This is a genomic window from Streptomyces sp. NPDC085900, from assembly GCF_044540925.1.
In the GTDB taxonomy this organism is placed as follows: domain Bacteria; phylum Actinomycetota; class Actinomycetes; order Streptomycetales; family Streptomycetaceae; genus Streptomyces; species Streptomyces gilvifuscus.
In genome coordinates this window covers 601,558-628,416 of sequence record NZ_JBITSP010000001.1, presented here as the reverse complement: position 1 = coordinate 628,416, position 26,859 = coordinate 601,558, and the positions used below count along the sequence as shown (strand labels likewise).

The 26,859-nt window shown below is 71.5% G+C and carries 20 protein-coding genes; 13 read left to right on the top strand and 7 right to left on the bottom strand.

Annotation, left to right across the window (positions count from 1 at the left end):
- Positions 1 to 16 precede the first annotated feature (16 nt).
- The 5 genes from ACIGDI_RS02755 (at position 17) to ACIGDI_RS02735 (ending at position 5,659) form a co-directional block, all read left to right on the top strand.
- Complete coding sequence (locus tag ACIGDI_RS02755) at positions 17 to 1,228, top strand: NAD(P)/FAD-dependent oxidoreductase (RefSeq protein ID WP_399889496.1); 1,212 nt, start codon at positions 17 to 19, stop codon at positions 1,226 to 1,228.
- Complete coding sequence (gene nirB, locus ACIGDI_RS02750) at positions 1,228 to 3,837, top strand: nitrite reductase large subunit NirB (RefSeq protein WP_399889493.1); 2,610 nt, start codon at positions 1,228 to 1,230, stop codon at positions 3,835 to 3,837. Before ACIGDI_RS02755 ends, nirB begins: the two co-directional genes overlap by 1 nt.
- Positions 3,834 to 4,184 carry a nitrite reductase small subunit NirD gene (nirD, locus tag ACIGDI_RS02745; protein ID WP_200703040.1) on the top strand — a complete coding sequence of 117 codons (351 nt, stop codon included), beginning with the start codon at positions 3,834 to 3,836 and terminating at the stop codon, positions 4,182 to 4,184. Before nirB ends, nirD begins: the two co-directional genes overlap by 4 nt.
- Positions 4,185 to 4,238: 54 nt before the next feature.
- Positions 4,239 to 4,823, top strand: a complete 585-nt coding sequence (locus tag ACIGDI_RS02740) for a TetR/AcrR family transcriptional regulator (protein WP_399889490.1) — start codon at positions 4,239 to 4,241, stop codon at positions 4,821 to 4,823.
- A 68-nt stretch (positions 4,824 to 4,891) separates the two neighbouring features.
- Positions 4,892 to 5,659: an SDR family NAD(P)-dependent oxidoreductase gene (locus ACIGDI_RS02735; protein WP_399889487.1), complete on the top strand. Its 768-nt coding sequence runs from the start codon at positions 4,892 to 4,894 to the stop codon at positions 5,657 to 5,659.
- Positions 5,660 to 5,693: 34 nt separating this feature from the next.
- Here ACIGDI_RS02735 and ACIGDI_RS02730 read toward each other — a convergent pair whose 3' ends face one another.
- The 3 genes from ACIGDI_RS02730 to ACIGDI_RS02720 all read right to left on the bottom strand — a co-directional run bounded on the left by ACIGDI_RS02730 (position 5,694) and on the right by ACIGDI_RS02720 (position 11,141).
- A complete protein-coding gene (locus tag ACIGDI_RS02730; RefSeq protein ID WP_399889484.1) occupies positions 5,694 to 6,620 on the bottom strand; it encodes an oxidoreductase in 927 nt (308 codons plus the stop codon).
- Between the two features lie 185 nt (positions 6,621 to 6,805).
- On the bottom strand, positions 6,806 to 9,526 hold the full coding sequence (gene ppdK / locus ACIGDI_RS02725; protein WP_399889481.1) for a pyruvate, phosphate dikinase: 2,721 nt from the start codon (positions 9,524 to 9,526) through the stop codon (positions 6,806 to 6,808).
- A gap of 418 nt (positions 9,527 to 9,944) precedes the next feature.
- Entirely contained in the window at positions 9,945 to 11,141 is a 1,197-nt protein-coding gene (locus ACIGDI_RS02720) for an ROK family protein (RefSeq protein ID WP_399889478.1), read from the bottom strand.
- A 120-nt stretch (positions 11,142 to 11,261) separates the two neighbouring features.
- On the opposite strand from ACIGDI_RS02720, the gene ACIGDI_RS02715 reads away from it, so the two are divergent.
- The 3 genes from ACIGDI_RS02715 (at position 11,262) to ACIGDI_RS02705 (ending at position 16,783) form a co-directional block, all read left to right on the top strand.
- A complete protein-coding gene (locus ACIGDI_RS02715) occupies positions 11,262 to 12,926 on the top strand; it encodes an MGH1-like glycoside hydrolase domain-containing protein (protein WP_399890464.1) in 1,665 nt (554 codons plus the stop codon).
- Positions 12,926 to 14,863: a glycogen debranching N-terminal domain-containing protein gene (locus ACIGDI_RS02710; protein ID WP_399889475.1), complete on the top strand. Its 1,938-nt coding sequence runs from the start codon at positions 12,926 to 12,928 to the stop codon at positions 14,861 to 14,863. The genes ACIGDI_RS02715 and ACIGDI_RS02710 overlap by 1 nt, the downstream gene beginning before the upstream one ends.
- A gap of 153 nt (positions 14,864 to 15,016) precedes the next feature.
- A complete protein-coding gene (locus ACIGDI_RS02705; protein ID WP_399889472.1) occupies positions 15,017 to 16,783 on the top strand; it encodes a CDP-alcohol phosphatidyltransferase in 1,767 nt (588 codons plus the stop codon).
- 259 nt (positions 16,784 to 17,042) lie between these two features.
- On the opposite strand, the gene dusB is transcribed toward ACIGDI_RS02705, so the two are convergent.
- Positions 17,043 to 18,176: a tRNA dihydrouridine synthase DusB gene (gene dusB, locus ACIGDI_RS02700; protein WP_399889468.1), complete on the bottom strand. Its 1,134-nt coding sequence runs from the start codon at positions 18,174 to 18,176 to the stop codon at positions 17,043 to 17,045.
- Between the two features lie 143 nt (positions 18,177 to 18,319).
- On the opposite strand from dusB, the gene ACIGDI_RS02695 reads away from it, so the two are divergent.
- Positions 18,320 to 19,765 carry an MFS transporter gene (locus ACIGDI_RS02695; protein WP_399889465.1) on the top strand — a complete coding sequence of 482 codons (1,446 nt, stop codon included), beginning with the start codon at positions 18,320 to 18,322 and terminating at the stop codon, positions 19,763 to 19,765.
- Between the two features lie 98 nt (positions 19,766 to 19,863).
- Here the strand turns inward: ACIGDI_RS02695 and ACIGDI_RS02690 are convergent, their stop codons facing one another.
- A complete protein-coding gene (locus ACIGDI_RS02690; protein ID WP_399889462.1) occupies positions 19,864 to 20,754 on the bottom strand; it encodes a helix-turn-helix transcriptional regulator in 891 nt (296 codons plus the stop codon).
- A gap of 101 nt (positions 20,755 to 20,855) precedes the next feature.
- On the opposite strand from ACIGDI_RS02690, the gene ACIGDI_RS02685 reads away from it, so the two are divergent.
- The 3 genes from ACIGDI_RS02685 to ACIGDI_RS02675 all read left to right on the top strand — a co-directional run bounded on the left by ACIGDI_RS02685 (position 20,856) and on the right by ACIGDI_RS02675 (position 23,869).
- On the top strand, positions 20,856 to 22,283 hold the full coding sequence (locus tag ACIGDI_RS02685) for an MFS transporter (protein ID WP_399889459.1): 1,428 nt from the start codon (positions 20,856 to 20,858) through the stop codon (positions 22,281 to 22,283).
- A 108-nt stretch (positions 22,284 to 22,391) separates the two neighbouring features.
- Positions 22,392 to 22,610, top strand: coding sequence for a hypothetical protein (locus tag ACIGDI_RS02680; RefSeq protein ID WP_399889456.1), 219 nt, complete (start codon positions 22,392 to 22,394; stop codon positions 22,608 to 22,610).
- Positions 22,611 to 22,714: 104 nt separating this feature from the next.
- Positions 22,715 to 23,869 carry a serine hydrolase domain-containing protein gene (locus tag ACIGDI_RS02675; RefSeq protein WP_399889453.1) on the top strand — a complete coding sequence of 385 codons (1,155 nt, stop codon included), beginning with the start codon at positions 22,715 to 22,717 and terminating at the stop codon, positions 23,867 to 23,869.
- A 70-nt stretch (positions 23,870 to 23,939) separates the two neighbouring features.
- Here the strand turns inward: ACIGDI_RS02675 and ACIGDI_RS02670 are convergent, their stop codons facing one another.
- Both ACIGDI_RS02670 and ACIGDI_RS02665 read right to left on the bottom strand, forming a co-directional pair.
- The gene (locus ACIGDI_RS02670) at positions 23,940 to 24,530 is read right to left on the bottom strand and encodes a TetR family transcriptional regulator (RefSeq protein ID WP_399889450.1); all 591 of its coding nucleotides are present in this window, start codon (positions 24,528 to 24,530) and stop codon (positions 23,940 to 23,942) included.
- 25 nt (positions 24,531 to 24,555) lie between these two features.
- Positions 24,556 to 25,566 (bottom strand): aldo/keto reductase, encoded by a 1,011-nt coding sequence (locus tag ACIGDI_RS02665; RefSeq protein WP_399889447.1) that lies wholly within the window; start codon positions 25,564 to 25,566, stop codon positions 24,556 to 24,558.
- 173 nt (positions 25,567 to 25,739) lie between these two features.
- Between ACIGDI_RS02665 and ACIGDI_RS02660 the strand changes: the two genes are divergently transcribed.
- Complete coding sequence (locus ACIGDI_RS02660; RefSeq protein WP_399889444.1) at positions 25,740 to 26,789, top strand: chitinase; 1,050 nt, start codon at positions 25,740 to 25,742, stop codon at positions 26,787 to 26,789.
- The last annotated feature ends 70 nt before the right edge of the window (positions 26,790 to 26,859 follow it).

Sequence of the window (26,859 nt, the reverse complement as noted above, 5' to 3'; positions counted from 1 at the left end):
ACGCACGCTCCTGGACATGACCTCGAATACGCGTGTGGTGGTGATCGGCGCCGGGCTCGCGGGCGTCCGGCTCGCCCGGCGGCTCGGTGAGCTCGGCACGCCCGTGACGCTGATCGGCGAGGAGGAGCACCGCCCGTACAACCGGGTGCTGCTCGCCGAGGTGCTGGCCGGGCGCTACAGCCCGGACGTCATCGCGCTGCCCGCGCCCGCGGAGCTGGTCCGCGGCCGGGTCACGGGCATCGACCGCGAGGTGCGAGCCGTACACCTCGCGGACGGCTCGAAGATCGCATACGACACCCTGGTCCTGGCCACCGGCTCGAACCCGGTGCTGCCGCCGCTGCGCGGTCTGTTCACGCCGGACCACGTGCTGCCGGAGGGCGTGCACGCGTTCCGCACCATGGACGACTGCCTGGGCCTGTCGAAGGCCGTACGGCCGGGGGTGCGGGCGGTCGTCATCGGCGGCGGGCTCCTCGGGGTCTCCGCGGCCCGCGCGCTCGCCCGGCGCGGCGCCCAGGTCGTCCTCGCCCAGCAGTCCGAGCGGCTGATGGAGCGTCAACTCGACCCGGCCGCCTCCAAGCTGGTCCGCCGGCACCTGACCGACCTCGGCGTCGAGGTCCACACCGAGTGCCGGGTACGGGACGTGCGCTGCGTCGGCGGCGCCGTCCGCTCGGTCGAGATGCACGACGGCTACGCGCTCGACGCCGACCTCGTCGTCCTGGCCTGCGGGGTCCACCCCCGCGTCGGCCTCGCGCAGACCGCCGGCCTGGAGGTCCGCAAGGGCGTCCTCGTCGACGACGAACTGCGCACCTCCGACCCGCACATCCGGGCCGTCGGCGACTGCGTCCAGCACGACGGCACCGTGTACGGGCTCGCCACCCCGGCGCTCGAACAGGCCGAGGTGCTGGCCGAGTCGCTGTCCGGCCGCTCCGACGCCCGCTACACCGGCACCCGTTCACTCACCCGGCTGACGCTGGCCGGTGAGGGCTTCTTCGACCTCGCCGCGTTCGGCGAGACGGAGCCGCGTCCCGGGGACGACGTCGTCCAGCTCACGGACGCCACCCGCGGCACCTACCGCAAGGTCGTCGTCCGCGACGACCGCCTGGTCGGCGGGGTCCTCGTCGGCGAACTCGGCACCGTCGGCGCGCTCGCCCGCGCCTGGGAGGGAGCAGAGCCGCTCCCCGACGACGGCCCCCTGCTCCACCTGCTCACCAATGATGGAGGCTCCTGATGACCGCCGCCCCGGAGGCCACCCCCACGATCGTGCTCGTCGGCCACGGCATGGTCGGCCAGCGCTTCCTCGAAGCGCTCGCCGCCCGCGGCCTGACCGCCACGCACCGCGTGGTCGTGCTGTGCGAGGAGCCACGTCCCGCGTACGACCGCGTCGCCCTCACCTCGTACTTCTCGGGCCGGACGCCCGAGGAACTCTCCATGACCGACATGGAGTTCATCAACGACCACGGCATCGAGCTGTACGTCGGCGACCCGGCCGAGACGATCGACCGCGCGGCGCGGAAGGTCACCGCCCGCTCCGGCAGGGTCTTCGACTACGACACCCTCGTCCTCGCCACCGGCTCCTTCCCCTTCGTGCCGCCGGTGCCGAACAAGGACGCCGAGGGCTGTTTCGTCTACCGCACGATCGAGGACCTGCTCGCGATCGAGGAGTACGCGAAGTCGAGGGCCACGGTCGGCGCGGTGGTCGGCGGCGGCCTGCTGGGACTGGAGGCGGCCGGCGCCCTGAAGGGCCTCGGACTCACCTCCCACATCGTGGAGTTCGCGCCCCGGCTGATGCCCGTCCAGGTGGACGAGGGCGGCGGCGCGGCCTTGCTGCGCACCATCGAGGAGATGGGCCTGAGCGTCCACACGGGCGTCGGCACGCAGGAGATCGTCGTCGGTGAGGACGGCGCGGTCACCGGCATGAAGCTGTCCGACGGCTCCGAACTCGCCACGGACCTGGTGGTGTTCAGCGCCGGTGTCCGGCCGCGGGACCAGCTCGCCCGCGACTGCGGCCTGACCGTCGGCGAGCGCGGCGGCATCACCGTCGACGAGCACTGCCGTACCGTCTCCGACCCGCGCGTCTTCGCGATCGGCGAGTGCGCGCTGGCCTCCGACGGCCGGGTGTACGGCCTGGTGGCCCCCGGTTACGAGCAGGCGGAGACGGCCGCCGCGACGATCGCCGAGGACGAGGCGTCCTTCACCGGCGCCGACCTGTCGACGAAGCTGAAGCTGCTCGGCGTCGACGTGGCCTCCTTCGGCGACGCCCACGGCGCCACCGCCGACTGCCTGGACGTCGTCTACTCCGACTCCCGCGCCGGCCTGTACAAGAAGCTGGTCATCGGCCGCGACGGCACCCTGCTCGGCGGCATCCTCGTCGGCGACGCGGAGGCGTACGGCACGCTGAAGGCGTTCACCGGTTCCGTCCCGCCGGTCAAGCCCGAGTCGCTGGTGCTGCCCGCCGGTGCCGGCGAGTCCGTCCAGCTCGGCCCGACCGCGCTGCCGGACGACGCGATCATCTGCTCCTGCAACAACGTCACCAAGGGCACGATCCGCGGCGCGGTCACCGAGCACAGCTGCACCACCGTGCCCGAGGTGAAGAAGTGCACCAAGGCCGGTACGACCTGCGGCAGTTGCGTCAAGGTGCTGGGCCAGCTGGTGGACGCCGAACTGGAGGCGTCCGGCGTCGAGGTCGACAAGGGCCTGTGCGGCTGCTTCTCGCAGACCCGCGAGGAGCTGTACGAGATCGTCCTCGCCCTGCGCATCAACACCTACCAGGACCTGCTGGACCGCTACGGCCGCGACGGCGCCCGGGGCGGCGACGGCTGCGAGGTCTGCAAGCCGGCGGTCGGCTCGATCATCGCCTCCCTCGCCCCCACGATCGGCGCGAGCGGCTATGTCCTGGACGGCGAGCAGGCGGCCCTGCAGGACTCCAACGACCACTTCCTCGCCAACCTGCAGAAGAACGGCTCGTACTCGGTCGTGCCGCGCATCCCCGGCGGTGAGATCACCCCCGAGGGCCTGATCGTGATCGGTGAGATCGCCCGGGACTTCGGCCTCTACACGAAGATCACCGGCGGTCAGCGGATCGACATGTTCGGCGCTCGCGTCGAACAACTCCCGCTGATCTGGATGCGGTTGGTGGACGCCGGCTTCGAGTCCGGCCACGCCTACGGCAAGGCGCTGCGCACGGTGAAGTCCTGCGTGGGCTCCACCTGGTGCCGCTACGGCGTCCAGGACTCCGTGCGGATGGCGATCGACCTGGAGCTGCGCTACCGGGGCCTGCGCTCCCCGCACAAGCTCAAGTCCGCGGTGTCGGGGTGCGCCCGCGAGTGCGCGGAGGCCCAGTCGAAGGACTTCGGCGTCATCGCGACCGCGGGCGGCTGGAACCTGTACGTCGGCGGCAACGGCGGCGCGACCCCGCGCCACGCGGACCTGCTCGCCCAGGACCTGTCCGACGCCGAACTGATCCGTCTGATCGACCGGTTCCTGATGTTCTACATCCGCACCGCCGACCGCCTGGAGCGCACCTCGACCTGGCTGGAGCGCATCCCCGGCGGCCTGGACCACGTCCGTGACGTGGTCGTGGAGGACTCCCTCGGCATCTGCGAGGAGCTGGAGTCCCTGATGGCGGCGCATGTGGCGAACTACGCCGACGAGTGGGCCACCACCATCAACGACCCCGAGAAGCTCGCCCGGTTCGTGTCCTTCGTCAACGCGCCGGACACCCCCGACCCGGTCGTCGGCTTCGTCCCCGAACGCGACCAGATCAAGCCCGACCTGCCGCTGCTGTCCATCGGCATGCGCCCCTCTGAAGACGTCCTGGAAGGAAGCGCCCAGCGATGACCCTGGCACCCGAGACCACCGACCTGAAGATCCAACTGCAGCTGGAGGACGGCTGGTTGACGGTCTGCGACCTGACCCAGCTGGTCCCCGGCCGGGGCGTGGCCGCGCTCCTGCCCGACGGCCGGCAGGCCGCCCTGTTCCGCGACCGCAACGGCGAGCTGTACGCCGTGGACAACCGCGACCCCTTCGGCGGCGCGGCGGTCCTCTCCCGCGGCCTGACCGGCACCCACCAGGGCCGCCCGTTCGTCGCCTCGCCCCTGCTGAAGCAGCGCTTCGACCTGGTGAGCGGCGAGTGCCTGGACGACGAGACGGTACGGATCGCCACGTACGAGGTCCGGGCGGCGTAGCCGCAGAAGCCGTATTCTTGACCGGTCGTTCTGGTCGCCACTAGCCTGCACACCGTGGCCAGGACCAAGGAGTTCGATCCGGAGGCCGCGCTGCAGGCAGCCCTGGAGCTGTTCTGGCGGCGCGGCTACGAGGCGACGTCCATGTCCGACCTGGTGGACCACCTCGGCATCGGCCGCGCCAGCATCTACGCGACCTTCGGCAGCAAGCACGAGCTGTACCTGAAGGCACTGGAACGCTACGACCGGGCCGGCCTCCCGCCGATCATGCGGGAGCTGTCCCGGCCGGGCCCGGCCCTGCCCGCCGTACGGGCCGTCGTACGGCGTTACGCCACCGAGGCCGCCGACGACCGGCTGCGCCTGAACGGCTGCCTGGTCACCAACACGGCCTCCGAACTCGCCCCGCACGACCCGGCCGCCGCCCGGCGGGTCGAGCGCAACTGGGACCAGCTGGAGACCGTGCTGCACTCGGCGCTGCTGCGCGCCCAGGCCCAGGGCGAGCTGCCCGCCGACCGCGACCCGCTCACCCTCGCCCGCATGCTGCTGGTCCTGCTGCAGGGCCTGCGCGTGGTCGGCAAGGCGTCCGGCGACCCGGCCCGCGTACGCGACGCGGCGGAACAGGCGCTGGCACTGCTGGACTGAACAGCGATTGGGCGGCGCCTTTTTATTTGCCGCCATATTGAACCGATCGGTCAAGAAAAGGGGAGATCATGACCAGAGCCCGTTTCACGGGGAGGACCGCTCTCGTCACGGGAGGGGGGTCGGGCATCGGCCGAGCCGTCGCGCTCGCGTTCGCCGCGGAGGGCGCGTCCGTGGTCGTGGCCGGCCGGCGCCGGGAACCACTCGACGAGACGGTCGCGCTGATCGAGCGGTCGGGCGGCAAGGGACTCGCCGTGCCGGCCGACGTCTCCGTCGGCGCCGAGGCGTCCGCCGTGGTCCGGACCGCCGTCGAGACCTTCGGCTCCCTGGACGTGGCCGTCAACAACGCGGGTGTCTTCAGGGGCGGCGCACCCCTGGCCGACCTGTCCGAGGAGGACTGGCGGGCACAGCTCGACGTCAACGTCACGGGCGTGTTCCTGGCACTGCGGGCGCAGGTGCGGCAGATGCGCGCCCAGCGCTCGGGCGGCGCGATCGTCAACGTCTCCTCCACCTTCGGGGCCCACACCAGCCCCGCCGGCGCCGCCGCCTACTCCGCCACCAAGGCCGCGGTGACGGCGCTGAGCCGGGGCGCGGCCCGGGACCACATCGGCGACGGCGTTCGCATCAACGTCGTCAGCCCGGGAGCCACCGACACGCCCATGTCGCTGCGGCCGGGCGAGACGGAGTCCGACCGCACCGAACGGGCCGCGGTCACCCTGCCGTTGGGCCGCATCTCCACCACCGGGGAGATCGCCGCCGCAGTCCTGTACCTGGCCTCCGACGACGCGGCCTCGACGGTGGGCACGGACCTGGTCGTGGACAGCGGCGGCTCACTCTGAGCGGGCGTGCCCGCAGGGTGGGTGCCGGGGGTCCTCAGGCCTTCAGCGCGTCGTACGTCACCCCGGTCAGCCGCTCCGAAGCCTCCCAAAGCCGTTCCCCCGCCGCGTCGTTGAACGTCCACGGCGCCCGCCACGACGGGGCCGGCGCCCCGCGCCACATCATGAACGACGGTCCCGTGAACGAGTCGGGGCGCACACCGGGCGCCGTCGCCGCGTACAGCACGGGCAGGGCGCCGGCCTCCGCCGACTGGGCGAGGACGCGGTTGCCGAGCTCCACCAGCCGTCCGACAAGCCGGCGCCCCTCCATGCGGGGGCCGGCGGTCTGCAGGTTGGTCGAGGCGTACCCGGGATGCGCGGCAGCGGCCACCACGTCCGACCCGTGTGCCGCCAGCCGCCGCGCCAGCTCGTGGGTGAAGAGCAGGTTGGCGGTCTTGGAGCGGGCGTAGGCGACCCAACGCCGGTAGCGGCGCTCGCTGTTGAGGTCGCGGATGTCGATGTTGGCCATCGCGTGCATCTCGCTGGAGACCGTCACCACCCGGGCGCCCGAGGTGGCGAGCAGGGTGGGCAGCAGCAGGCCGGTCAGGGCGAAGTGCCCGAGGTGGTTGACCCCGAACTGCGTCTCGAAGCCGTCCGCCGTCGTCCCGTACGGCAGCGCCATCACCCCGGCGTTGTTGACGAGCAGGTCGAGATGCTCGTACGGGAAGCGGTCCGCGAAGTCCCGTACCGAGCGCAGGTCCCCGAGGTCGAGGCGAGCGCACTCGGCGACGGCGTCCGGTACCTCGGCGAGGATCCGGTCCACCGCCGCGTTCCCCCGCACCTCACTCCGGCACGCGAGCACCACCCGCGCCCCCTTGCGGGCGAGCTCCCGCGCGGTGACGTACCCGATCCCGCTGTTGGCACCGGTGACGACGGCGATCCGCCCGGCCCAGTCGGAAACGCCGTCAACCGTCCAGCCGACCATGACCGAACTCCCTTCGAGGTGGGCTCGCGGTGCCTTCGTGACTCCCAGCGTAGGAGAGAGGGGCGGCTGCAGCCCGAAGGGGCGGCACCTCCGCACAAGGTGCCGCCCCCTCTTTCGTGATCCGGAGCCGCCGCCCATCGGTGTTGAGGGTCGGGGACGGGCGGCGGCTCCGGGGTTCGGGTGGGTCAGCGGTGGTCGCTGCCCTCCGACTGCACGGCCGCGCGTCCCGCCTCCAGGCGCGCCACCGGGATACGGAACGGCGAGCAGGAGACGTAGTCGAGTCCCACCTCGTGGAAGAAGTGGACCGACTCCGGGTCGCCGCCGTGCTCGCCGCAGACGCCGAGCTTGAGGTCGGGACGGGTCTCGCGGCCAGCCTTCGCGGCCAGGCTGACCAGGGAGCCGACGCCGTCCTTGTCGATCGTCTCGAAGGGGCTGACGCCGAAGATGCCCTTCTCCAGGTAGGCCGTGAAGAAGGAGGCCTCCACGTCGTCCCGGCTGAAGCCCCACACCGTCTGGGTGAGGTCGTTCGTGCCGAAGGAGAAGAACTCCGCCGCCTCCGCGATCTGGCCCGCCGTGAGCGCGGCCCGCGGCAGCTCGATCATCGTGCCGATGGCGAGCTTGAGCTGGGTGCCGGTGGCGGCCTCGACCTCGGCGACGACCTGGTCGGCCTCCTCGCGGACGATCTCCAGCTCCTGGACGGTACCGACGAGCGGGATCATGATCTCGGCGCGCGGGTCGCCCTTGGCGGCCTTCCGCTCGGCGGCCGCCTCCGCGATGGCACGGACCTGCATGGTGAACAGGCCGGGGATGACGAGACCGAGGCGTACGCCGCGCAGACCCAGCATCGGGTTCTGCTCGTGCAGCCGGTGCACCGCCTGCAGCAGCCGCAGGTCGTTCTCGTGCGACTCCTGACGGGACTCGGCGAGCGCGACACGCACCGACAGCTCGGTGATGTCGGGCAGGAACTCGTGCAGCGGCGGGTCGAGCAGGCGGACGGTGACGGGCAGCCCGTCCATCGCCTTGAACAGCTCCACGAAGTCCGCCTTCTGCAGCGGGAGCAGCTCCTTCAGGGACTCCTCGCGCTCGGCCTCCGTGTCGGCCAGGATCAGCCGCTCGACCAGCTCGCGCCGGTCGCCGAGGAACATGTGCTCGGTGCGGCACAGGCCGATGCCCTGGGCGCCGAAACGGCGGGCGCGCAGCGCGTCCTCGGCGTTGTCGGCATTGGCGCGCACCCGCAGCCGGCGCATCCGGTCGGCGTACCCGATGATCCGGTGCACGGCCTCGACCAGCTCGTCGGCGTCGTCGGCGCCGGCGTGCATACGGCCCTCGAAGTACTCCACGACCGGCGACGGCACGACCGGCACCTCACCGAGGTACACCTTGCCGCTGGAGCCGTCGATGGAGATGACGTCGCCCTCCTCGACGACGTGTCCGCCGGGGACCGTCATCCGGCGCCGCTTGGTGTCGACCTCCAGCTCCTCGGCACCGCAGACACAGGTCTTGCCCATGCCGCGCGCGACGACGGCCGCGTGCGAGGTCTTGCCGCCACGGCTGGTCAGGATGCCCTCGGCGGCGATCATGCCGTCGAGGTCGTCGGGGTTGGTCTCCCGGCGGACCAGGATGACCTTCTCGCCCGACCTCGACCACTTCACGGCGGTGTACGAGTCGAAGACGGCCTTGCCGACGGCCGCGCCCGGCGAGGCGGCGATGCCCCGGCCGACCTGCGCGACCTTCGCGTCCTCGTCGAAGCGCGGGAACATCAGCTGGGCGAGCTGGGCGCCGGTGACCCGCTGGAGCGCCTCGGCCTCGTCGATGAGCCCCTGGTCCACCAGCTGCGTGGCGATACGGAAGGCGGCACCGGCCGTCCGCTTGCCGACGCGCGTCTGCAGCATCCACAGCTGGCCGCGCTCGATGGTGAACTCGATGTCGCAGAGATCCTTGTAGTGGTTCTCCAGGGTCTCCATGATCTGCATCAGCTGGTCGTACGACTTCTTGTCGATCGTCTCCAGCTCCGCGAGCGGAACGGTGTTGCGGATGCCGGCGACGACGTCCTCGCCCTGGGCGTTCTGCAGGTAGTCGCCGTAGACGCCCTGGTGGCCGCTGGCGGGGTCACGGGTGAAGGCGACGCCGGTGCCCGAGTCGGGGCCGAGGTTGCCGAAGACCATGGAGCAGACGTTGACGGCCGTACCGAGGTCGTGCGGGATGCGCTCCTGGCGGCGGTAGAGCTTGGCCCGGTCGCCGTTCCAGGAGTCGAAGACCGCCTTGATGGCGAGGTCCATCTGCTCGCGCGGGTCCTGCGGGAAGTCCCGGCCGGCCTCCTTCTTGACGATCTTCTTGAAGGCGGTGACCAGCTTCTTCAGGTCGGCGGCGTCCAGTTCGGTGTCGACCGTGACCTTCTTGGTCTCCTTGGCCTTCTCCAGCGCCTCCTCGAAGAGGTCGCCGTCGACGCCGAGGACGGTCTTGCCGAACATCTGGATGAGGCGGCGGTAGGAGTCCCAGGCGAACCGCTCGTCGCCGGCCTGGTCGGCGAGGCCCTTCACGGACTTGTCGGAGAGTCCGATGTTGAGGACGGTGTCCATCATGCCGGGCATGGAGAACTTGGCGCCGGAGCGGACGGAGACGAGCAGGGGGTTGTCGGGCTGACCGAGCTTCTTGCCCATCTTGGTCTCGAGGGCGTCGAGGTGCGCACTCACCTCGTCACGCAGTGCCGCGGGCTCCTCGCCGCTGTCGAGGTAGACCTTGCAGGCTTCCGTCGTGATGGTGAAGCCGGGGGGAACGGGGAGTCCCAGGTTGGTCATCTCGGCGAGGTTCGCGCCCTTGCCACCGAGGAGGTCCTTGAGATCCTTGTTTCCCTCGGTGAAGTCGTAAACGAGCTTCGCTACGTGAGGTTCTTTGTTTTCCGACACGGGTCTCGACTCCCTCGAAGACGCGGTGGCTGCCCTGACGGCCAGGAACATACCCAGATCGAAGGCGTCTGGGTACGTCTACTCGTGCGTCATGTGCCCGTAACCAGCGCTCCGCCAGAGGATTGAAAGTCAAAGCTCGGCAAGCAACCGGCCACTTGTGTTTTCACTTCTTGAACGCATCAACGCCCACAGGTGCGGTTTTGCGCTCACATGAGCACTGCTCATGCGCACCTGTTTTCGCTCGATGAACGATCAAACGGTGGCACCCAGTGCCACTCCTTGGAGAAGTGCAGCCGCTCAAGATCCGCTCATCTGAGCGCAACCCTTATCAAGGGTGGCGAGAATCACGCTGCCACAGCGCACCGGATTTCACCATGCGGACGCGCCCGGACCTGCACCGGAACACGAAACCCGGACGTCACACGCCCATCGCCGACAGCCGCTCCTCCACCCGCTCCGGCGCGTACAGGTACTCCACGACCAGCGCCGCGGCCCCCACCAGACCGGCCCGCTCACCGAGCCGCGAGGTGACCACGTCCAGATGGGCCGTGGAGCGGGGCAGCGCCCGCTGGTACAGCAACTCCCGCACCCCCGTGAGGAAGGGGGTTCCGGCCAGATCCCCCGCGATCATCAGCACACCGGGGTTCAGCAGCGTCACGACGGTCGCCAGCACGTCCCCCACCCGCCGACCGGCCTCCCGGGCCAGCCCGACGGCCTCAGGGTGCCCGGCCGCCAGCAGGTCCCGCACGTCCGAACCCGAGGCCGCGGGCACGCCCGCCTCCGCCAGCCGCCGCGCCACGGCGCCGCCACTGGCGACGGCGGCGAGACACCCGTACGAGCCACACCGGCACAGCGCCTCCGCGCCCACCCGGATGTGCCCGATGTCCCCCGCGCCCCCGTCGATGCCCCGGAAGATCGAACCGCCGACCACGACCCCCGCCCCGATCCCGGTCGACACCTTCACCAGCACGAACGCCGAACAGTCGGCGTATCCCGCCCGCTGCTCGCCGTACGCCATGAGGTTCGCGTCGTTGTCGACGAGCACCGGGACCGCCCCGGCGCCCGTGCGCTCACCGAAGGCCCTGCTCAGCCGGCCTCTTATGTCGTAGCCGTCCCAGCCCGGCATCATCGGCGGCTGCACGACCCGCCCGGTCTCGCTGTCGACCGGCCCCGGCACGGCGAGCCCGATCCCGCAGGCCGACTCCGCCGGCCGCCCGGCCTTCTCCAGCAACTCGGCGAACCAGCCGCCCAGTTCGCCCAGCACGGCGTCCGGGCCGTCCTCGACCAGCAGGACGCCGGAGCGTTCGGCGAGGATCTCGCCGGTCAACGACAGGACGGCGGCGCGCGCGTGCCGGGTGTCGAGGTCGGCGGCGAGGACGACGGCGTGCTCGTCGTCGAACTCCAGCGTGATGGAGGGGCGTCCGCCGAGCGGCGAGTCCACCGGCCCGCCGGCGCCCTCGCGCAGCCAGCCCGCGCGGAAGAGGCGGTCGAGGCGCTGACCGACGGTGGCGCGGGACAGTCCGGTGACCTGCTGGAGCGCTCCGCGCGTGGTCGCGCGTCCGCTTCGCACCAGTTCGAGCAGATCGCCGGCGCGTGCCTGTCCACGTCCCGTCATGCGCACCCCCTTGTGCTTCTCAAGCCTGCATTACATATTGAGTTTTGCGTGTTAAATAGACGTAACTCTACGATGGCTACGACCGAACCGGTCGCCCGCACCTTCTTCGGGGAGCCCCGAGTGGATCGCACCGCCCAACTGACCAGCCGCGCCACAAAGCACCCCACTGCATACGATCCACCCCCCACGCGGGATTCACCGCACGTCAGGGCCGCCCGTGTGCTGGAGGACAACTGGACGGGCTCCTCCACGGTCCCCTCACGCAGCCTGTACCCGCACCAGTGGTCCTGGGACTCGGCGTTCATCGCGATCGGCCTGCGCCACCTGTCGCCGTTACGGGCCCAGACGGAGCTGGAGACGCTGCTGTCCGCCCAGTGGGGCGACGGCCGCATCCCGCACATCGTCTTCAACCCCTCCGTGCCCCTCGACGCGTACTTCCCGAGCCCCGACTTCTGGCGCTCCTCGACCGCGGGGCGCGCTGCGGGCGCCCCGCGCACCGTACAGACCTCCGGCATCGTGCAGCCACCGGTGCACGCGCTCGCGGCCTGGCTGGTGCACTGCGCCGACCCCGGACTCTCCCGTGCGCGCGGCTTCCTGGCCCGGGTGTACCCCAGGCTGGCGTCCTGGCACCGCTATCTGCTGCACCGCCGGGACCTGGGCGGCGGCGGGCTCGCGTCCGTCGTCCACCCCTGGGAGCAGGGCATGGACAACAGCCCCTGCTGGGACGCCCCTCTCGGCCGGGTCGTCCCCGCCCCGGCCCGCTCCTTCCGCCGCGCCGACCTCGACCACGGCGCCCCCGAGGACCGGCCGACGGATCTCGACTACGGACGGTACGTGCGGCTGGCGACGGACTACCGGGATCGCGGGTACGCCGACGGAGGCGGCGAATTCGCCGTGGAGGACCCGGCGTTCAACGCCCTGCTGATCGCCTCCGAGCACGCGCTGGCCCGGATCGCCCGCGAACTGGGCGCGACGGGAACGGCCCGGCACGCCCGCGCGGAACGCCTGACGGCAGCGCTCGTACGGCGACTGTGGGACCCGGCGAGCGGGATGTTCCTGTGCCGGGACCTGCGGGGCGGGGAAGGGGCGAGGGAGAGGGAGAGCACCGCTCACACCTCAGAGCACCGCTCGCAGAGCACCGCTCTCGCGTCAGAGCACCGCTCGCAGAGCACCGCTCTCCCACCGGAGCACCGCTCACACAGCACCGCTCACGGAGCACCGCTCGCACCCCAGAGCACCGCTCACGCACCAGAGCACCGCTCACGCACCAGCACCTCCGCCACCTCCCCGACCTCCCCCACCGGGGCCCTCATCCCCGAGCTCAGCGTCTCCGGGCTCGTCCCGCTCATCCTCCCCGGCCTCCCCCGCGACGTCGTCGCCTCGCTCCTGGGGACCCTGCGCGGGCCCCACTTCGGGCTCGGGGACACCACCAGCCTGGTGCCCAGTTACGACCTCCTCGGCGAGGCCTTCGACCCGCACCGCTACTGGCGCGGCCCCGCCTGGTTCAACATCAACTGGCTGCTGGAGAGCGGACTGCGCACGCACGGCGAGCCGGAAGCCGCCGACGCGCTGCGCGAGGCCGTCCTGGACATCGCCGACGGCTCGGGCTTCGCGGAGTACGTGGACCCGCACACCGGCGAACCCTGCGGAGCGCTCGGCTTCGGCTGGACCGCCGCGCTCGCGCTGGATCTGCTCCACACGCGCCCCGGAGACGGCGTGTCCCCGACGGGCATCGACACGTTCGACGAGATGAGCGACGAGAACGCAAGGGGAGGGGACCGGTGATGAGCGACCGGCATCATCTGCTCGTGCACGGTGGGACGTTCGCGGCCGTGGGCGACGGCGGGGACATCAGCGGGGTCCGGGGGGCCGGCTCCCCGGACGGTCTGTTCGTACGGGACGCCCGGCATCTGAGCCGTTGGCAACTGACGGTCGACGGCGCCGTACCGGAGTCGCTCACGCCGGTCGCGGACGGGGACGCGGCGCGCTGTGTCCTCGTCCCGCGCGGCGGCCGCCAGGAACCCCCCGCCTACACGGTCTTCCGCGAGCAGGCCGTCGGGGACGGCGCGTTCGTGGAGTCCCTCAAGGTCACCAGCAACCGCCCGGCGCCGACCACGGTCCGCCTCGCGATCACCGCGGACGCGGACTTCACCGACCAGTTCGAACTCCGCTCCGACTACCGCACCTACGCCAAGACCGGCGCCACCCGCTCCCGCCAGGTACTGGACGACGGGGTGGAGTTCGTCTACCGGCGGGGCGAATGGCGTTCCTGTACGACGGTGACGGCGGAGCCCGCTCCGGACGCCGTGGAGGAGACGGGCACGGGAGCCCGTCGCCTCGTATGGACCCTGGACCTCGCACCGCACGGCACCGCGGAACTGGTCCTTCGTGTGATGGCCCGCCCGCACGGGGACAAGCGGGCCCTGCGCGTGCCGGCCTCCCCCGCCGCGGTCACCGAACAACTCATCGCTCTCGAGGGCGAGTTCGTGGAGGGCGTGGCCTTCCCGACGGGCTGGCCGGAGCTGGCGGCGGCGTGCGCGCGGGGCCTGGCGGACCTCGCCTCGCTCCAGCTGCCCGCGACGGGCCCGGACGGCGAGGAACTGCGCGTGCCGGCCGCCGGCGCCCCGTGGTTCCTGACCCTGCTGGGCCGGGACGCCCTGCTCACCTCCCTCTTCGCCCTCCCCTACCGCCCGCAGCTGGCCGCCGCGACCCTGCCCGCCCTGGCCGCGACCCAGGCGACCGAGACGGGCGTTGACTCGGTGGCCCAGCCCGGGAAGATCGTGCACGAGGTCCGCCACGGCGAGCTGGCGCACTTCGGCCAGGTCCCGTACGGCCGCTACTACGGTTCGGTGGACGCCACCCCCCTCTTCCTCGTCCTCCTCGGCGCGTACCTGGAGCAGACCGGCGACACCGCGCTCGCCCGCCGCCTGGAGCCCCACGCGCGGGCGGCGATCGGCTGGATGCTCGACCACGGCGGTCTGACCTCGCGCGGCTATCTGGTCTACCGCGCCGACCAGGGCGGCCTGGCCAACCAGAACTGGAAGGACTCCCCCGGCGCGATCTGCTCGGCCGACGGCACCCGGGCGAGCGGCGCGGTGATGGCGGCGGGGGCACAGGGGTACGCGTACGACGCGCTGCGCCGCACGGCGTGGATCGCGCGCACGGTCTGGGCGGACGAGACGTACGCGGCGCTGCTGGAGCAGGCGGCCGGTGATCTGCGCGACCGTTTCCAGCGGGACTTCTGGATGCCGGAGCGGTCCTTCCCCGCCCTGGCGCTGGACGGCGAGGGCCGGCAGGTGGACGCGCTGGCGTCGGACGCCGGTCATCTCCTCTGGTCGGGGCTGCTGGACAAGGAGTACGGGGAGGCGGTGGGCCGGCGGTTGCTGGAGCCGGACTTCTTCTCCGGCTGGGGCGTCCGCACACTGGCCGCCGGGCAGGCCGCGTACCACCCGCTGTCCTACCACCGGGGTTCGGTGTGGCCGCACGACAACGCGCTGATCACGCTGGGACTGGCGCGGTACGGGCTGCACGACGAGGCGCGCACGGTGGCGCACGGCCTGGTGGACGCGGCGAACGCCACGGGGCACCGGCTGCCGGAGGTCATCGCGGGGTACGGGAGGGACGCGCACGCGGAGCCGGTGCCGTATCCGCACGCGTGCGAGCGTGAGTCCCGCTCCGCGGCGGCGCCCCTGGCCCTGCTGACGGCGGTCGGCGGCGCCTGAGGGACCGGCCCGTTGACCAGCCGTTTGCCGGGTGTTTGCCCGGTGCCGTGAACACCCGCGGGGGGCCCGCCGTACGGAAGGTCGGCGGGTCCTTGCCTCCCCAGCGTGGCCCGCCCCTCCCTCTCCCGGGCCTCGCTACGGAAGGACCTTCGGGTGCCTGTCTTCACGCGCCTTCGCCACCAGCCGGAAACCGCCGACGCCGTCACCGAGGGCACGTCACCCGAGCAGGAGACGGCCGCGCGGGTCACCCTGCGGTCGCGGTTCGCGGCCTGGCGCGAACGGCATCCCGAAGTCGTCCGCGGCACCGGGTGGACGATCACGGCCCTCGCCGCGGCCCTGGTGTTCCTGGCCCTGGTACTGCCGAACAAGGAGAGCGCGCTGCACGCGGACCGGTTCGTCCGGATACCGGTGGAGGCGATCCTCGGAGCTGCGGCGGCCCTCACCCTCCCCCGCCGGCCCCGGCTGACGGTGGCGGCGCTGTCCGGCGCCGCGCTCGGCGCGATGACGATCCTGAACCTGCTGGACATGGGCTTCTGGGAGTACCTGGGCCGGCGCTTCAACCTGGTCCTGGACTGGGAGCTGCTGCCGGACGCGCAGTCGTACGTCAAGGACTCCATGGGCGGCACGGTGGCGACGCTCGCGACGGTCGGCGCCTTCGTCCTGGTGCTCCTGCTGCTCACCGTCATGGCGCTGGCGATGGTCCGGCTCAGCTCGGTGCTGGCGCGCAACAAACAGGCGGCGACCAGGGGAACGCTGGCCACGGCCGTCGTATGGGTGCTGTGCTCCGCACTGGGTCTGCAGATCGCCGGGACGCCGGTCGCGGCCGACCGCGCGGCGGGGGCGGTGGTGTCCCAGGCGCGTCTGGTCCACACCACCCTGCGCGACGAGGCGGAGTTCCAGAAGGTCGCCAAGATCGACGCGTTCGGCAACACCCCGCCCGGTCAGCTGGTCCCGGACCTGCGCGGCAAGGACATGATCTTCACCTTCATCGAGAGCTACGGCCGCAGCGCGATCGAGGACCCGGTGGAGGCACCCGGCGTCGACGCGACCCTGGACGCCCGCACCAAGGCCCTCGCGAAGGCGGGCTTCCACGCCAAGAGCGGCTGGCTGACCTCCGCCACCTACGGCGGCAGCAGCTGGCTCGGCCACTCCACCACCATGTCGGGCCTGTGGATCGACAACCAGCAGCGCTACCGCACGCTGATGGCGAGCGACCACATGAGCCTGACCGAGGCGTTCAAGAAGAGCGGCGCCTGGGACACGGTCGGCATCATGCCGGGCGTACAGAAGAGCTGGCCGGAGTCGAAGTTCTACGGCCTGGACTCCTACCGCAACGCCTTCCAGATGGGTTACAAGGGCCCCAAGTTCAGCTGGTCCACGATGCCCGACCAGTACGCGCTTCAGCAGTTCCAGAACCTGGAGCACGGCAAGAAGCGCACCAAGCCTCTGATGTCCCTGGTCATCCTGACCTCCAGCCACCAGCCCTGGGCCCCGATCCCCAAGATGGTCCCCTGGAACAAGCTGGGCAACGGCACGATCTTCAACGCCGTCCACGCGGCGGGCAACAAGCCCTCGGACATCATCGCCAGTTCCCCCAAGTCCCAGGCGGAGTACGGCAAATCAGTCCAGTACTCCGTCACGGCCCTCACCGAGTGGCTGGAGCGCTACGGCACGAAGGACACCGTCCTGGTCTTCCTCGGCGACCACCAGCCCATCCCCCGGGTCAGCGGCAACCACGCCAGCCGCGACGTCCCGGTCTCGATCGTCGCCAAGGACCCCAAGGTCCTGGACAGGATCTCCGCCTGGAACTGGACGGACGGCCTGCGCCCCGCCCACAACGCCCCGGTCTGGAAGATGAGCGCGTTCCGCGACAAGTTCCTGACGGCATACGGCTCGACGAAACACCCGAAGAAGAGCTGAGGAGCGCCGCACACACCAATCCGCCGTGGTGGCCGATCGCGCAGTTCCCCGCACCCCTGGGAAGCCGCGGTCACCGACGGCGAGAAGGGGCCGGGGCGGGGGGTGTCCGCCCGCAGCGGCGGGCGTCCATCACCGGCACGGATCGAGACACGGCACCGCCCGACCGAGGACGGACACCCCCCGCCCCGGCCCCGCCCCACGACGAAGCCGTACGCGGCCGAACCTCAGCCCCCCCGACGAAGCCGTACGCGGCCGAACCTCAGCCCCCCGACGTGTCGAGCTCCGCGTCCTCCCCGACGCCCGCGCAGTCGTAGGGGTCCTTCAGCCACCCGTCCGGCAGCACGACCCTGTTGTTGCCGGAGGTACGCCCCCGCGGCCCGTCGGCACCGGCCGGCCAAGCCTGATCGAGGTCCAACTCGTCCAAGCCGCCCCGCAGTTCCTCCAAAGAGGAGGTAATGGCCAGCCGCTTGCGCATCTCGCTGCCGACGGCAAAGCCCTTCAAGTACCAGGCGACATGCTTACGAAAGTCGACGACACCCTTCGCCTCGTCGCCGATCCACTCCCCCAGCAACCGAGCGTGCCGCACCATGACGTCGGCGACCTCACGCAAGGAGGGCCGCGCGATGTCCTGCTCGCGCCCCTCGAACGCCGCGACCAGGTCCGCGAACAGCCACGGCCGCCCGAGGCACCCCCGCCCCACGACCACGCCGTCGCACCCGGTCTCCCGCACCATCCGCAGCGCGTCCTCGGCCGACCAGATGTCCCCGTTCCCCAGCACCGGAATCTCCGGCACATGCTCCTTCAGCCGGGCGATGGCGTCCCAGTCCGCGGTACCGCCGTAGTGCTGCGCGGCCGTACGCCCGTGCAGGGCGATCGCGGTGACGCCCTCCTCGACGGCGATCCGCCCGGCGTCCAGATACGTGATGTGGTCGTCGTCGATGCCCTTGCGCATCTTCATGGTCACGGGCAGGTCCCCGGCGCCCGAGACGGCCTCCCGCAGGATCGCCCGGAGCAGGTTCCGCTTGTAGGGCAGCGCGGACCCGCCGCCCTTCCGCGTCACCTTCGGCACGGGGCACCCGAAGTTGAGGTCGATGTGGTCGGCGAGCCCTTCCTCCGCGATCATGCGGACGGCCTTGCCGACGGTGGCGGGGTCGACGCCGTACAGCTGGATCGACCGAGGCTTCTCGCTCTCGTCGAAGTGGATCAGCTGCATGGTCTTCTCGTTGCGCTCGACCAGCGCCCGCGTGGTGATCATCTCGCTCACGAAGAGGCCCTTGCCGCGGCTGAACTCCCGGCACAGGGTCCGGAAGGGAGCGTTGGTGATCCCGGCCATGGGGGCGAGGACGACAGGAGGCTGGACGGTGTGCGGACCGATCTGCAGGGGCGTGGACATTAGCCCATTGTCACCCATGAAAAACACGGCCTTCGCACTAACCCACCCCCCACCCACCCCCACCACGCAACCCCATGCACCCGCCATTAGTTAGCACCACTATTAGTTAGACACACTATCGACATCGGCGTACGATAAAACGCATGCCCGAGCTCAGTCCCCGCCGACGTCTGCTGGTCCTGGCGATCTGCTGCATGAGCCTGCTGATCGTCAGCCTCGACGTCACCGCTCTGAACGTCGCCCTCCCCGACATGCAGCGCGAACTGCACGCGAGCACGTCCGGCCTGCAGTGGACGATCGACGCGTACACCCTCGTACTGGCCTCGCTCCTGATGCTCGCGGGCTCCACCGCGGACCGGATCGGCCGCAAGCGCGTGTTCATGACCGGCCTGGTCCTGTTCGTCGTCGGCTCGCTGCTGTGCTCGCTCGCCCCGAACCTCGACTCACTGATCGCGTTCCGCATGATCCAGGCGGTCGGCGGCTCGATGCTGAACCCGGTCGCCATGTCGATCATCACCAACACCTTCACGGACCCCCGCGAACGGGCCCGGGCGATCGGTGTCTGGGGCGCCGTGGTCGGCATCTCCATGGCGGCCGGCCCACTGGCCGGCGGCCTGCTCGTGGAGTCCGTCGGCTGGCGGTCGATCTTCTGGGTCAACCTCCCAATCGGCCTCACGGCCCTGCTGCTGACCCTGCGCTTCGTCCCCGAGTCCCGCGCTCCCAGGGCCCGCCGTCCCGACCCGGTCGGGCAGCTCATGGTCATCGCGCTGTTCGGCTCCCTGACGTACGCGATCATCGAGGCCCCGGACTCAGGCGTGACCGCGATCCTGCCGTTCGCGCTGGTCGCCGCGGCGGCCCTGGGCGGCCTGCTCTGGTACGAGCCGCGACGCGACGAACCCCTGATCGACCTGCGCTTCTTCCGCTCGGTGCCGTTCAGCGGCGCGACGGTGATAGCGATCGCGGCGTTCGCCTCGCTGGGCGGCTTCCTGTTCCTGTCGACGCTGTACCTGCAGAACGTACGCGGATACGACGCACTGCACGCGGGGCTGTGGATGCTGCCGATGGCGGTGCCGATGTTCCTGTGCGCACCGCTGTCCGGACGGCTGGTCGGCAGCCGGGGGCCGAGGCTGTCCCTCGTGGTCGCCGGGGTGGCGATGACGGTGAGCGCGGTGCTGTTCGCGGCGTTCGACGCGGAGACCTCGAACGCGACGCTGTTCATCGGGTACGCGCTGTTCGGCATCGGCTTCGGGTTCGTGAACGCGCCGATCACCAACACGGCGGTGTCGGGCATGCCGCGTGCGCAGGCGGGAGTCGCGGCTGCGGTCGCCTCGACGAGCCGGCAGCTGGGTCAGACGCTGGGGGTCGCGGTGATCGGTGCGGTGCTGGCGTCCGGCGTGGAGGGGTCGTCGTACAGGTCGGCGTTCGTGTCCGCTTCCGTACCGGGGTGGTGGGTCCTGGTCGGCTGCGGTGTCGCGGTGTTCGCCCTCGGGGCGGTGACCACGGGGCCGTGGGCGCGGGGCACGGCCGAGCGGACGGCCGAGAAGTTGCGGTCGGCGGAGGTGAGGGAGGCCGTGGGGGTCAGCGCGTAGTCCCGGCCACAACCCGGTGGGGGCTGAGCGCGCAGTTCCCCGCGCCCCTTCAGGGCGCCTCCGAGCCCCCGGCGTGATTCGGCGCAGCCCCCCGCCCCCTAAGAGCCACTCTCCCTGGCCAGCGCTATCTCGTGCAGCTTCTGCATCCTGGCCCGCGTCTCCTCGTCCGCCGGCACATAGGTCACCAACCGCGAGCCCACCTCGGGCCCCAGCCACAGCTCGGTCTGGTCCACGACGAGTCGCCCCACGAGCCGGTTGAGGAACTCCTTGCGCTTGCTGTGGGCCACGACCACCTCGTGCCGCTCCCACGCCTCGCAGAACTCCGGGTATTCACGCAGCCGCTTGAGCAGCAGCTTCCAGGCCGGCTCGCCGAGGTGCCCGGCCATGGCGGCGCGCAGCCGGGCGGCCATGAGGCGGCGGGTCTCCTCCAGGTGCACGATCGAGTCGCGCCACTCCTGGTTGGTGTAGGAGAGCAGGACGCAGTTGCGGTCCTCCGGCGCCACCTCCGCCAGGTCGCACAGCAGCAGCCCGAGGACGCGGTTGTGGGCGAGGATGTCGTACCGGCTGTTCTGGATGCTCGCGGCGTACGGCTCGAGTTGTTCCAGCATGGCGCGCAGCGCCGGCGTCACCGACGGGCAGGTCAGGGCCGGTGTGGGGTCGACGGCGCCGGCGAGCTGGAAGAGGTGGGCGCGCTCGGTGGGGTCGAGCATCAGGGTGCGGGCGAGGGCGTCGAGGACCTGCACGGAGACCTGGATGTCGCGGCCCTGCTCCAGCCAGGTGTACCAGGTGACGCCGACGGCGGAGAGCTGGGCGACCTCCTCGCGGCGCAGCCCGGGTGTGCGGCGCCGCCGGCCGCGCGGGAGGCCGACCTCCTCCGGGGGGATCCGCTCGCGGCGGCTGCGCAGGAAGGCCGCCAGCTCGTGCCGCCGGACCTCGGCGCCCGTGCCGCGGGAGCGCGCGGTCACCGTCTCCTGGGCCATGGTCGTCATGCCTCTACTGTGCCCCCCTCGCCACCCTGTTTCCAGGTACTGCTTCTACCAGGATAAAGACACTCTGGTACCACGCTGGGAGAGGGCGCAGCCTCGATGACGTGACCGAAACCATCGCTACACGCACCGTCCGACCGCCGGCCGCGACGCCCTCGCTCGGCGGCGTCGGGCTCTTCACCGTGCTGCTGGCAGCGGCGCTGCCCCTCATCGACTTCTTCATCGTCAACGTCGCCCTGCCGACGATCGGCCGGGACTTGCACGCGAGCGAGTCCGTCCTGGAACTCGTCGTCGCCGGTTACGGGTTGGCGTACGCCGTGCTCCTCGTCCTGGGCGGCAGGCTCGGGGACCTGTTCGGCCGGCGCCGCTTCTTCCTCGGCGGCATGGCGGCGTTCGGGCTGACCTCGCTGGCCTGCGGTCTGGCCCCCGACGCCTGGTCGCTGGTCGCCGCGCGGGTGGCGCAGGGCGCGTCGGCCGCCGCGATGCTGCCGCAGATCCTCGCCACCATCCAGTCGGCGACCGCCGGACCGCGCCGCGCGAAGGCCATGGGCCTGTACGGCGCCACGGCCGGCCTGTCCATGGTGGCCGGGCAGATCCTCGGCGGGGTCCTGGTCGCGGCGGACATCGCGGGCACCGGCTGGCGCGCGGTGTTCCTGGTGAACGTACCGGTGGTCGTCGTGGGCCTGCTGCTGGCGGCCCGTGCCGTCCCGGAGACGCGTTCCCGGCACCCCGAGCCGGTCGACGGCCCCGGCACCGTCCTGCTCACCGCGTCCCTGCTCGCCCTGCTGGCGCCGCTCACCGAGGGCCGCTCGGCGGGCTGGCCGCTGTGGACGTGGCTGTCGCTGGTGGCGTTCCCGTTCCTCGCGGCGGCGTTCTACGCGGTGGAGCGCCGGGCCGACCGGCAGGGCCGCACCCCTCTCGTTCCCCCGTCGCTCTTCGCGCTGACGTCGTTGCGGCGCGGTCTGGTGATGATCCTGCCGTTCTCCGTCGGCTTCAGCGGCTTCATGTTCGTGATCGCCGTGGCCTTGCAGCGGGGTGCGGGTCTGGGGCCGGTCAGGGCCGGTCTGGCACTGGCGCCGATGGCCGTGGTGTTCTTCTTCGTCTCGCTCGCCGGTCCGCGCCTGGTCGCCCGGTACGGCACCCGGGTGGTCACCGCCGGGGCGCTGCTGCAGGGGCTGGGCATCGGCCTGATGGCGCTGGCGGCCTGGCGGTCCTGGCCGGATCTCGGGCTGGTCGAGCTGCTGCCGGGCGCGGTGTTGGCCGGCGGCGGTCAGGCGCTGCAACTGCCCATCATCTACCGGGTGGTGCTCTCCGAGGTGGAGCCGGTCCGGGCCGGTGTCGGCAGCGGTGTGATGATGACGACCCAGCAGTCGGCCCTCGCTCTCGGCGTGGCCGCTCTGGGCACGCTGTTCCTGTCCCTGGTCCCGGGCAGCGGCATGCGGGACGCCCTGGTCGTGACGCTGCTGACCCAGCTCGGCTGCATCGTCGTGACGGGCCTGCTGAGCCTGCGGCTGCCCCGCACCATCGGCTGACGGGGGCGCGGTCCTGTGTGGGATCGGCCACGGGTTGGTCAACTCACCGTGGAGGTCCCCTGTTGATGTTGGTCTTGCTGCACACTCCTGTGCCGGAGGGGAGGCAGCATGCTGGAGATCAACACGAGCAGGGTGAGGCGCTGGGACGGGCACGGCCGCGAGCACGTCGTCCGCGTGCAGCGCACCGGTCTGCAGCGGACGATCAGATGTGACACCTGCGGCTGGCGGCAGGGGGCGCAGTTCCTGCCCTGGCTGAAGGCCGAGGAGCATCTGGCGGAGGCGCACCAGGCGACGGTGGATCCGACGGAGGCGGAGCCCTCGGGCTGAGGCGCCGGGAGAGATGAGTTTCCGGCGTGGCAGGAGTCGTACACGGCAGGAGTCGCAGACCTGACCGCACCCTGACCGCACCCGCGCGCACCGGAAGGCCGGAGATGACCGAGACCGAACTGAAGGCCGTGCTGCGCCGCCATGTCGAGGACGGCACCGTGCCCGGTGCCGTCGCCCTGGTGGCGCGCGGCGAGGACGTCGAGGTGGTGACCGTCGGCTCCGTGGACACCGACGGAACCGCGCCGATGGCGCGTGACTCGATCTTCCGTATCGCCTCCATCACCAAGCCGATCACGGCGGCGGCCGTGCTGATGCTGGTGGAGGAGGGCGTGGTCGCCCTGGAGTCGCCGGTGGAGGAATGGCTTCCGGAGCTGTCGAAGCCGACGGTGGTGCGGACGCCGTCGAGCCCGGTGGACGACGTGGTCCCGGCCGCCCGCCCGATCACGGTCGAGGATCTGCTCAGCTCCCGCACCGGCTGGGGCTTCCCCTCCGACTTCTCGCTCCCGGCGGTGCAGTCGCTGTTCACGGTGCAGAAGGACGGCCGCGCCCCGCAGGACTGGCCGGACGCGGACACCTGGCTGGGCCTGCTCGCCCGGGTGCCGATGCTGCACCAGCCGGGCGAGGCCTGGCTCTACGGCACCTCCTCCGACCTGCAGGGCATCCTGGTCGAGCGGGCGTCGGGCCGTACGCTCCCGGACTTCCTGGGCGAGCGGGTCTTCGCGCCGCTGGGCATGACGGACACGGCGTTCGACGTTCCGCCGTCGAAGCGGCACCGCTTCACCTCGGCCTACGTACCCGCCCCCGACGGCTCCCCGCGTCTGTCGGACACTCCGGACGGCCGGTTCAGCAGCGCCCCGCGCTTCCGCTCGGGCGGCGGCGGCCTGGTCTCCACGGCCGACGACTGGCTGGCCTTCGCCCGCCTCCTGGTGAACGGCGGCACCACCCCGGACGGCCAACGGCTGCTCACCTCCACGTCGGTCAGCCGCATGACCACCAACCACCTCACGGCCGAGCAGCGCGACCGCGCCACGCTCTTCCTGGAGGGCCAGGGCTGGGGCTACGGCGGCCAGGTCGACGTCACCCCGTCCGACCCCTGGAACGTCCCCGGCCGCTACGGCTGGGTCGGGGGCACCGGCACGACGGCCCACATCGTCCCGCCCGCCGGAACCGTCTCGATCCTGCTCACCCAGGCGGGCATGGCGAACCCGACCCCCACACCGGTGATGCGGGACTTCTGGCGGTTCGTGGCCGGCGGCTGAAACGGCCGGGCGGCGCGGTTCGCGCCCACCCTACGATCACACTCGTCCGCCAGGCGGGTCCAGGCCGGGTCTAGGCGGACAATCCCCGCACCAGCAGATCCACCACCGCCTCGAACTCCCCCTCCACGCCCGGCCGTTGCCACTCCTTGGCGTAGCCCGGGTCGTGGAAGCGGGCCGTGGCCTGGAAGAGGGCGCGGGCGGCGGTCGCCGGGTCGGTGACCGTAAAGGTGCCCGCCTGGGCACCGGCGCGGACGATCCCGGTGAGCTGGTCGGTCAGTTCGGTGATGTGGGCGCTCACCACCTCACCCGCCCCGTCCGTCAGCACGGAGTACGTGGCGAACAGCTCCGGGTCGGCACCGGCCTTGCGGCGCTTGGCGGCGAAGAGGGCCGCGAGCCACTCGCGCACCCGCGCCTCCGGGTCCCGTCCGGCGTCGGCGGCGATCCCGGCCAGGACCTGCGTCGTCCGGTCCAGCCACCTCTTGGTCACCGCCTCCCGCAGCGCGGCCTTGGTCCGGAAGTGCCGGTAGACGCTGCCGTGGCTGACGCCGAGCGCGCGGGCCACGTCGACCACGGTGGCCTTGGCCGGGCCGTGGCGGCGCAGCACCTCCTCGGTGGCGGCGAGGATGCGCTCGGCGGTCAGGGTCTCGCTGGTCGGAGGCATGGCTAGACGGTACCCGGCACCGCGATCAGCGTTCGCTGTCGAGCATGGCCATCTGTGCGGGCGCGTACCGCTCGCCGGCCGCCGCGTCCGCCGGTACGGCCGCCTCGATCGCGGCGAGGTCGGCCGCGTCCAGGGTCACGTCCAGGGCGCCCAGGGCCTCGCCGAGCCGCTCGCGGGTGCGGGCGCCGACCAGCGGCACGATGTCGTCACCCCGCGAGAGCACCCAGGCGATGGCGATCTGGGCGACGGAGACGCCCTTCTGCTCGGCGATCTTGCGCAGGGACTCGACCAGCGTGAGGTTGTGCTGGAGGTTGTCGCCCTGGAAGCGGGGCGAGTGGGCGCGGAAGTCGGTCGCCGCGTATTCCTGGCCGGGCGTGACATGCCCGGAGATCAGCCCGCGGGAGAGCACCCCGTACGCGGTGACGGAGATGCCCAGCTCGCGCAGGGTGGGCAGGATCTCCCGCTCGGGCCCGCGGGAGATGAGCGCGTACTCGATCTGGAGGTCGGCGATCGGGGCGGTGGCGGCGGCCCGGTGGATGGTCTCCGCGCCGACCTCGCTGAGCCCGATGTGGCGGACGTACCCCTTCTCGACCAGTTCCGCGATCGCGCCGACGGTCTCCTCGATCGGCACGTCCGGGTCGAGCCGGGCGGGCCGGTAGACGTCGATGTGGTCGACGCCGAGGCGCTGGAGGGAGTACGCGGCCCAGGTCTTCACGGCGGCCGGGCGCGTGTCGTAGCCGAGCCACTCGCCGTCCGGGGCGCGGTGGGCGCCGAACTTCACGCTGACCAGCGCGTTCTCCCGGAGGGCGGCCGGGGCGGTGCGCAGGGCTTCGGCGATCAGCAGTTCGTTGTGGCCCATGCCGTAGAAGTCGCCGGTGTCGAGCAGGGTCACGCCGGCTTCCAGGGCGGCGTGGATGGTGGCGAGTGACTCCGCGCGGTCCGCGTCGCCGTACATGCCGGACATGCCCATGCAGCCGAGGCCGAGGGCGGAGACCTGGGGGCCGGTGGTGCCGAGGGTTCGGGTTCGCATCGTCATGCCACCACCCTGACATGACAGCTGACAGGTTTCAATATCTGTCAGCTGTCACCCCAACGTCCCGCCCCGCGCCTCCACCCCCTCCAACCTGGTCCAGACCTATTGACGAGAGGTCTGGACCAGAGCACTGTCATGCCTACGACACCTCACCGCACCCCCACCGGGAGGCCCGTATGCTCCGCCGCACCCTGTCCCTGCTCGCCGCCGCGCTGGCGACGGCCTGTCTCACCCAGCTCCCCGCGGCCACCACCGCCGCCGCCGCCGCCGACACCTGCGCGGTGAAGCCGCGTCCGTCCGGCAAGGTCCTGCAGGGCTACTGGGAGAACTGGGACGGCTCCGCCAACGGCGTCCACCCGCCCTTCGGCTGGACCCCGATCACCGACTCCCGCATCCCCGCCCACGGCTACAACGTGATCAACGCGGCCTTCCCGGTGATCCGTTCGGACGGAACGGCCCTGTGGGAGGACGGCATGGACTCGGGCGTGAAGGTGGCCACGCCCGCGGAGATGTGCGCGGCGAAGGCCGCCGGCCAGACGATCCTGCTGTCGATCGGCGGCGCCGCGGCCGGCATCGACCTCGGCTCACAGGCGGTGGCCGACCGCTTCGTGGCGACGATCGTCCCGATCCTGAAGAAGTACAACTTCGACGGCATCGACATAGACATCGAGACGGGCCTGGTCGGCAGCGGCAGCATCACCCAACTCTCCACCTCCCAGGCCAACTTGATCCGCATCATCGACGGAGTCCTGGCGCAGATGCCGGCGGGCTTCGGGCTCACCATGGCCCCGGAGACGGCCTACGTCACCGGCGGGAGCGTCACGTACGGCTCGATCTGGGGCGCATACCTGCCGATCATCAAGAAGTACGCCGACAACGGCCGCCTGTGGTGGCTCAACATGCAGTACTACAACGGCAGCATGTACGGCTGCTCGGGCGACTCCTACCAGGCGGGCACGGTGCAGGGCTTCACGGCCCAGACGGACTGCCTGAACAAGGGCCTGGTCGTGCAGGGCACGACGGTCAGGGTGCCGTACGACAGGCAGGTCCCCGGCCTGCCCGCCCAACCGGGCGCCGGCGGCGGCTACATGTCACCGTCCCTCGTCTCCCAGGCCTGGAAGCACTACGGCAGCTCCCTCAAGGGCCTGATGACCTGGTCGGTCAACTGGGACGGCTCGAAGAACTGGACGTTCGGCGACAACGTGAAGTCCCTGCAAGGACGCTGACGGAACCCGAACGCCGGACGGGCTTCGCAGCCCGTCCGGCGTTCGGGTTTCAGGCCCGCGCGGGGCCGGT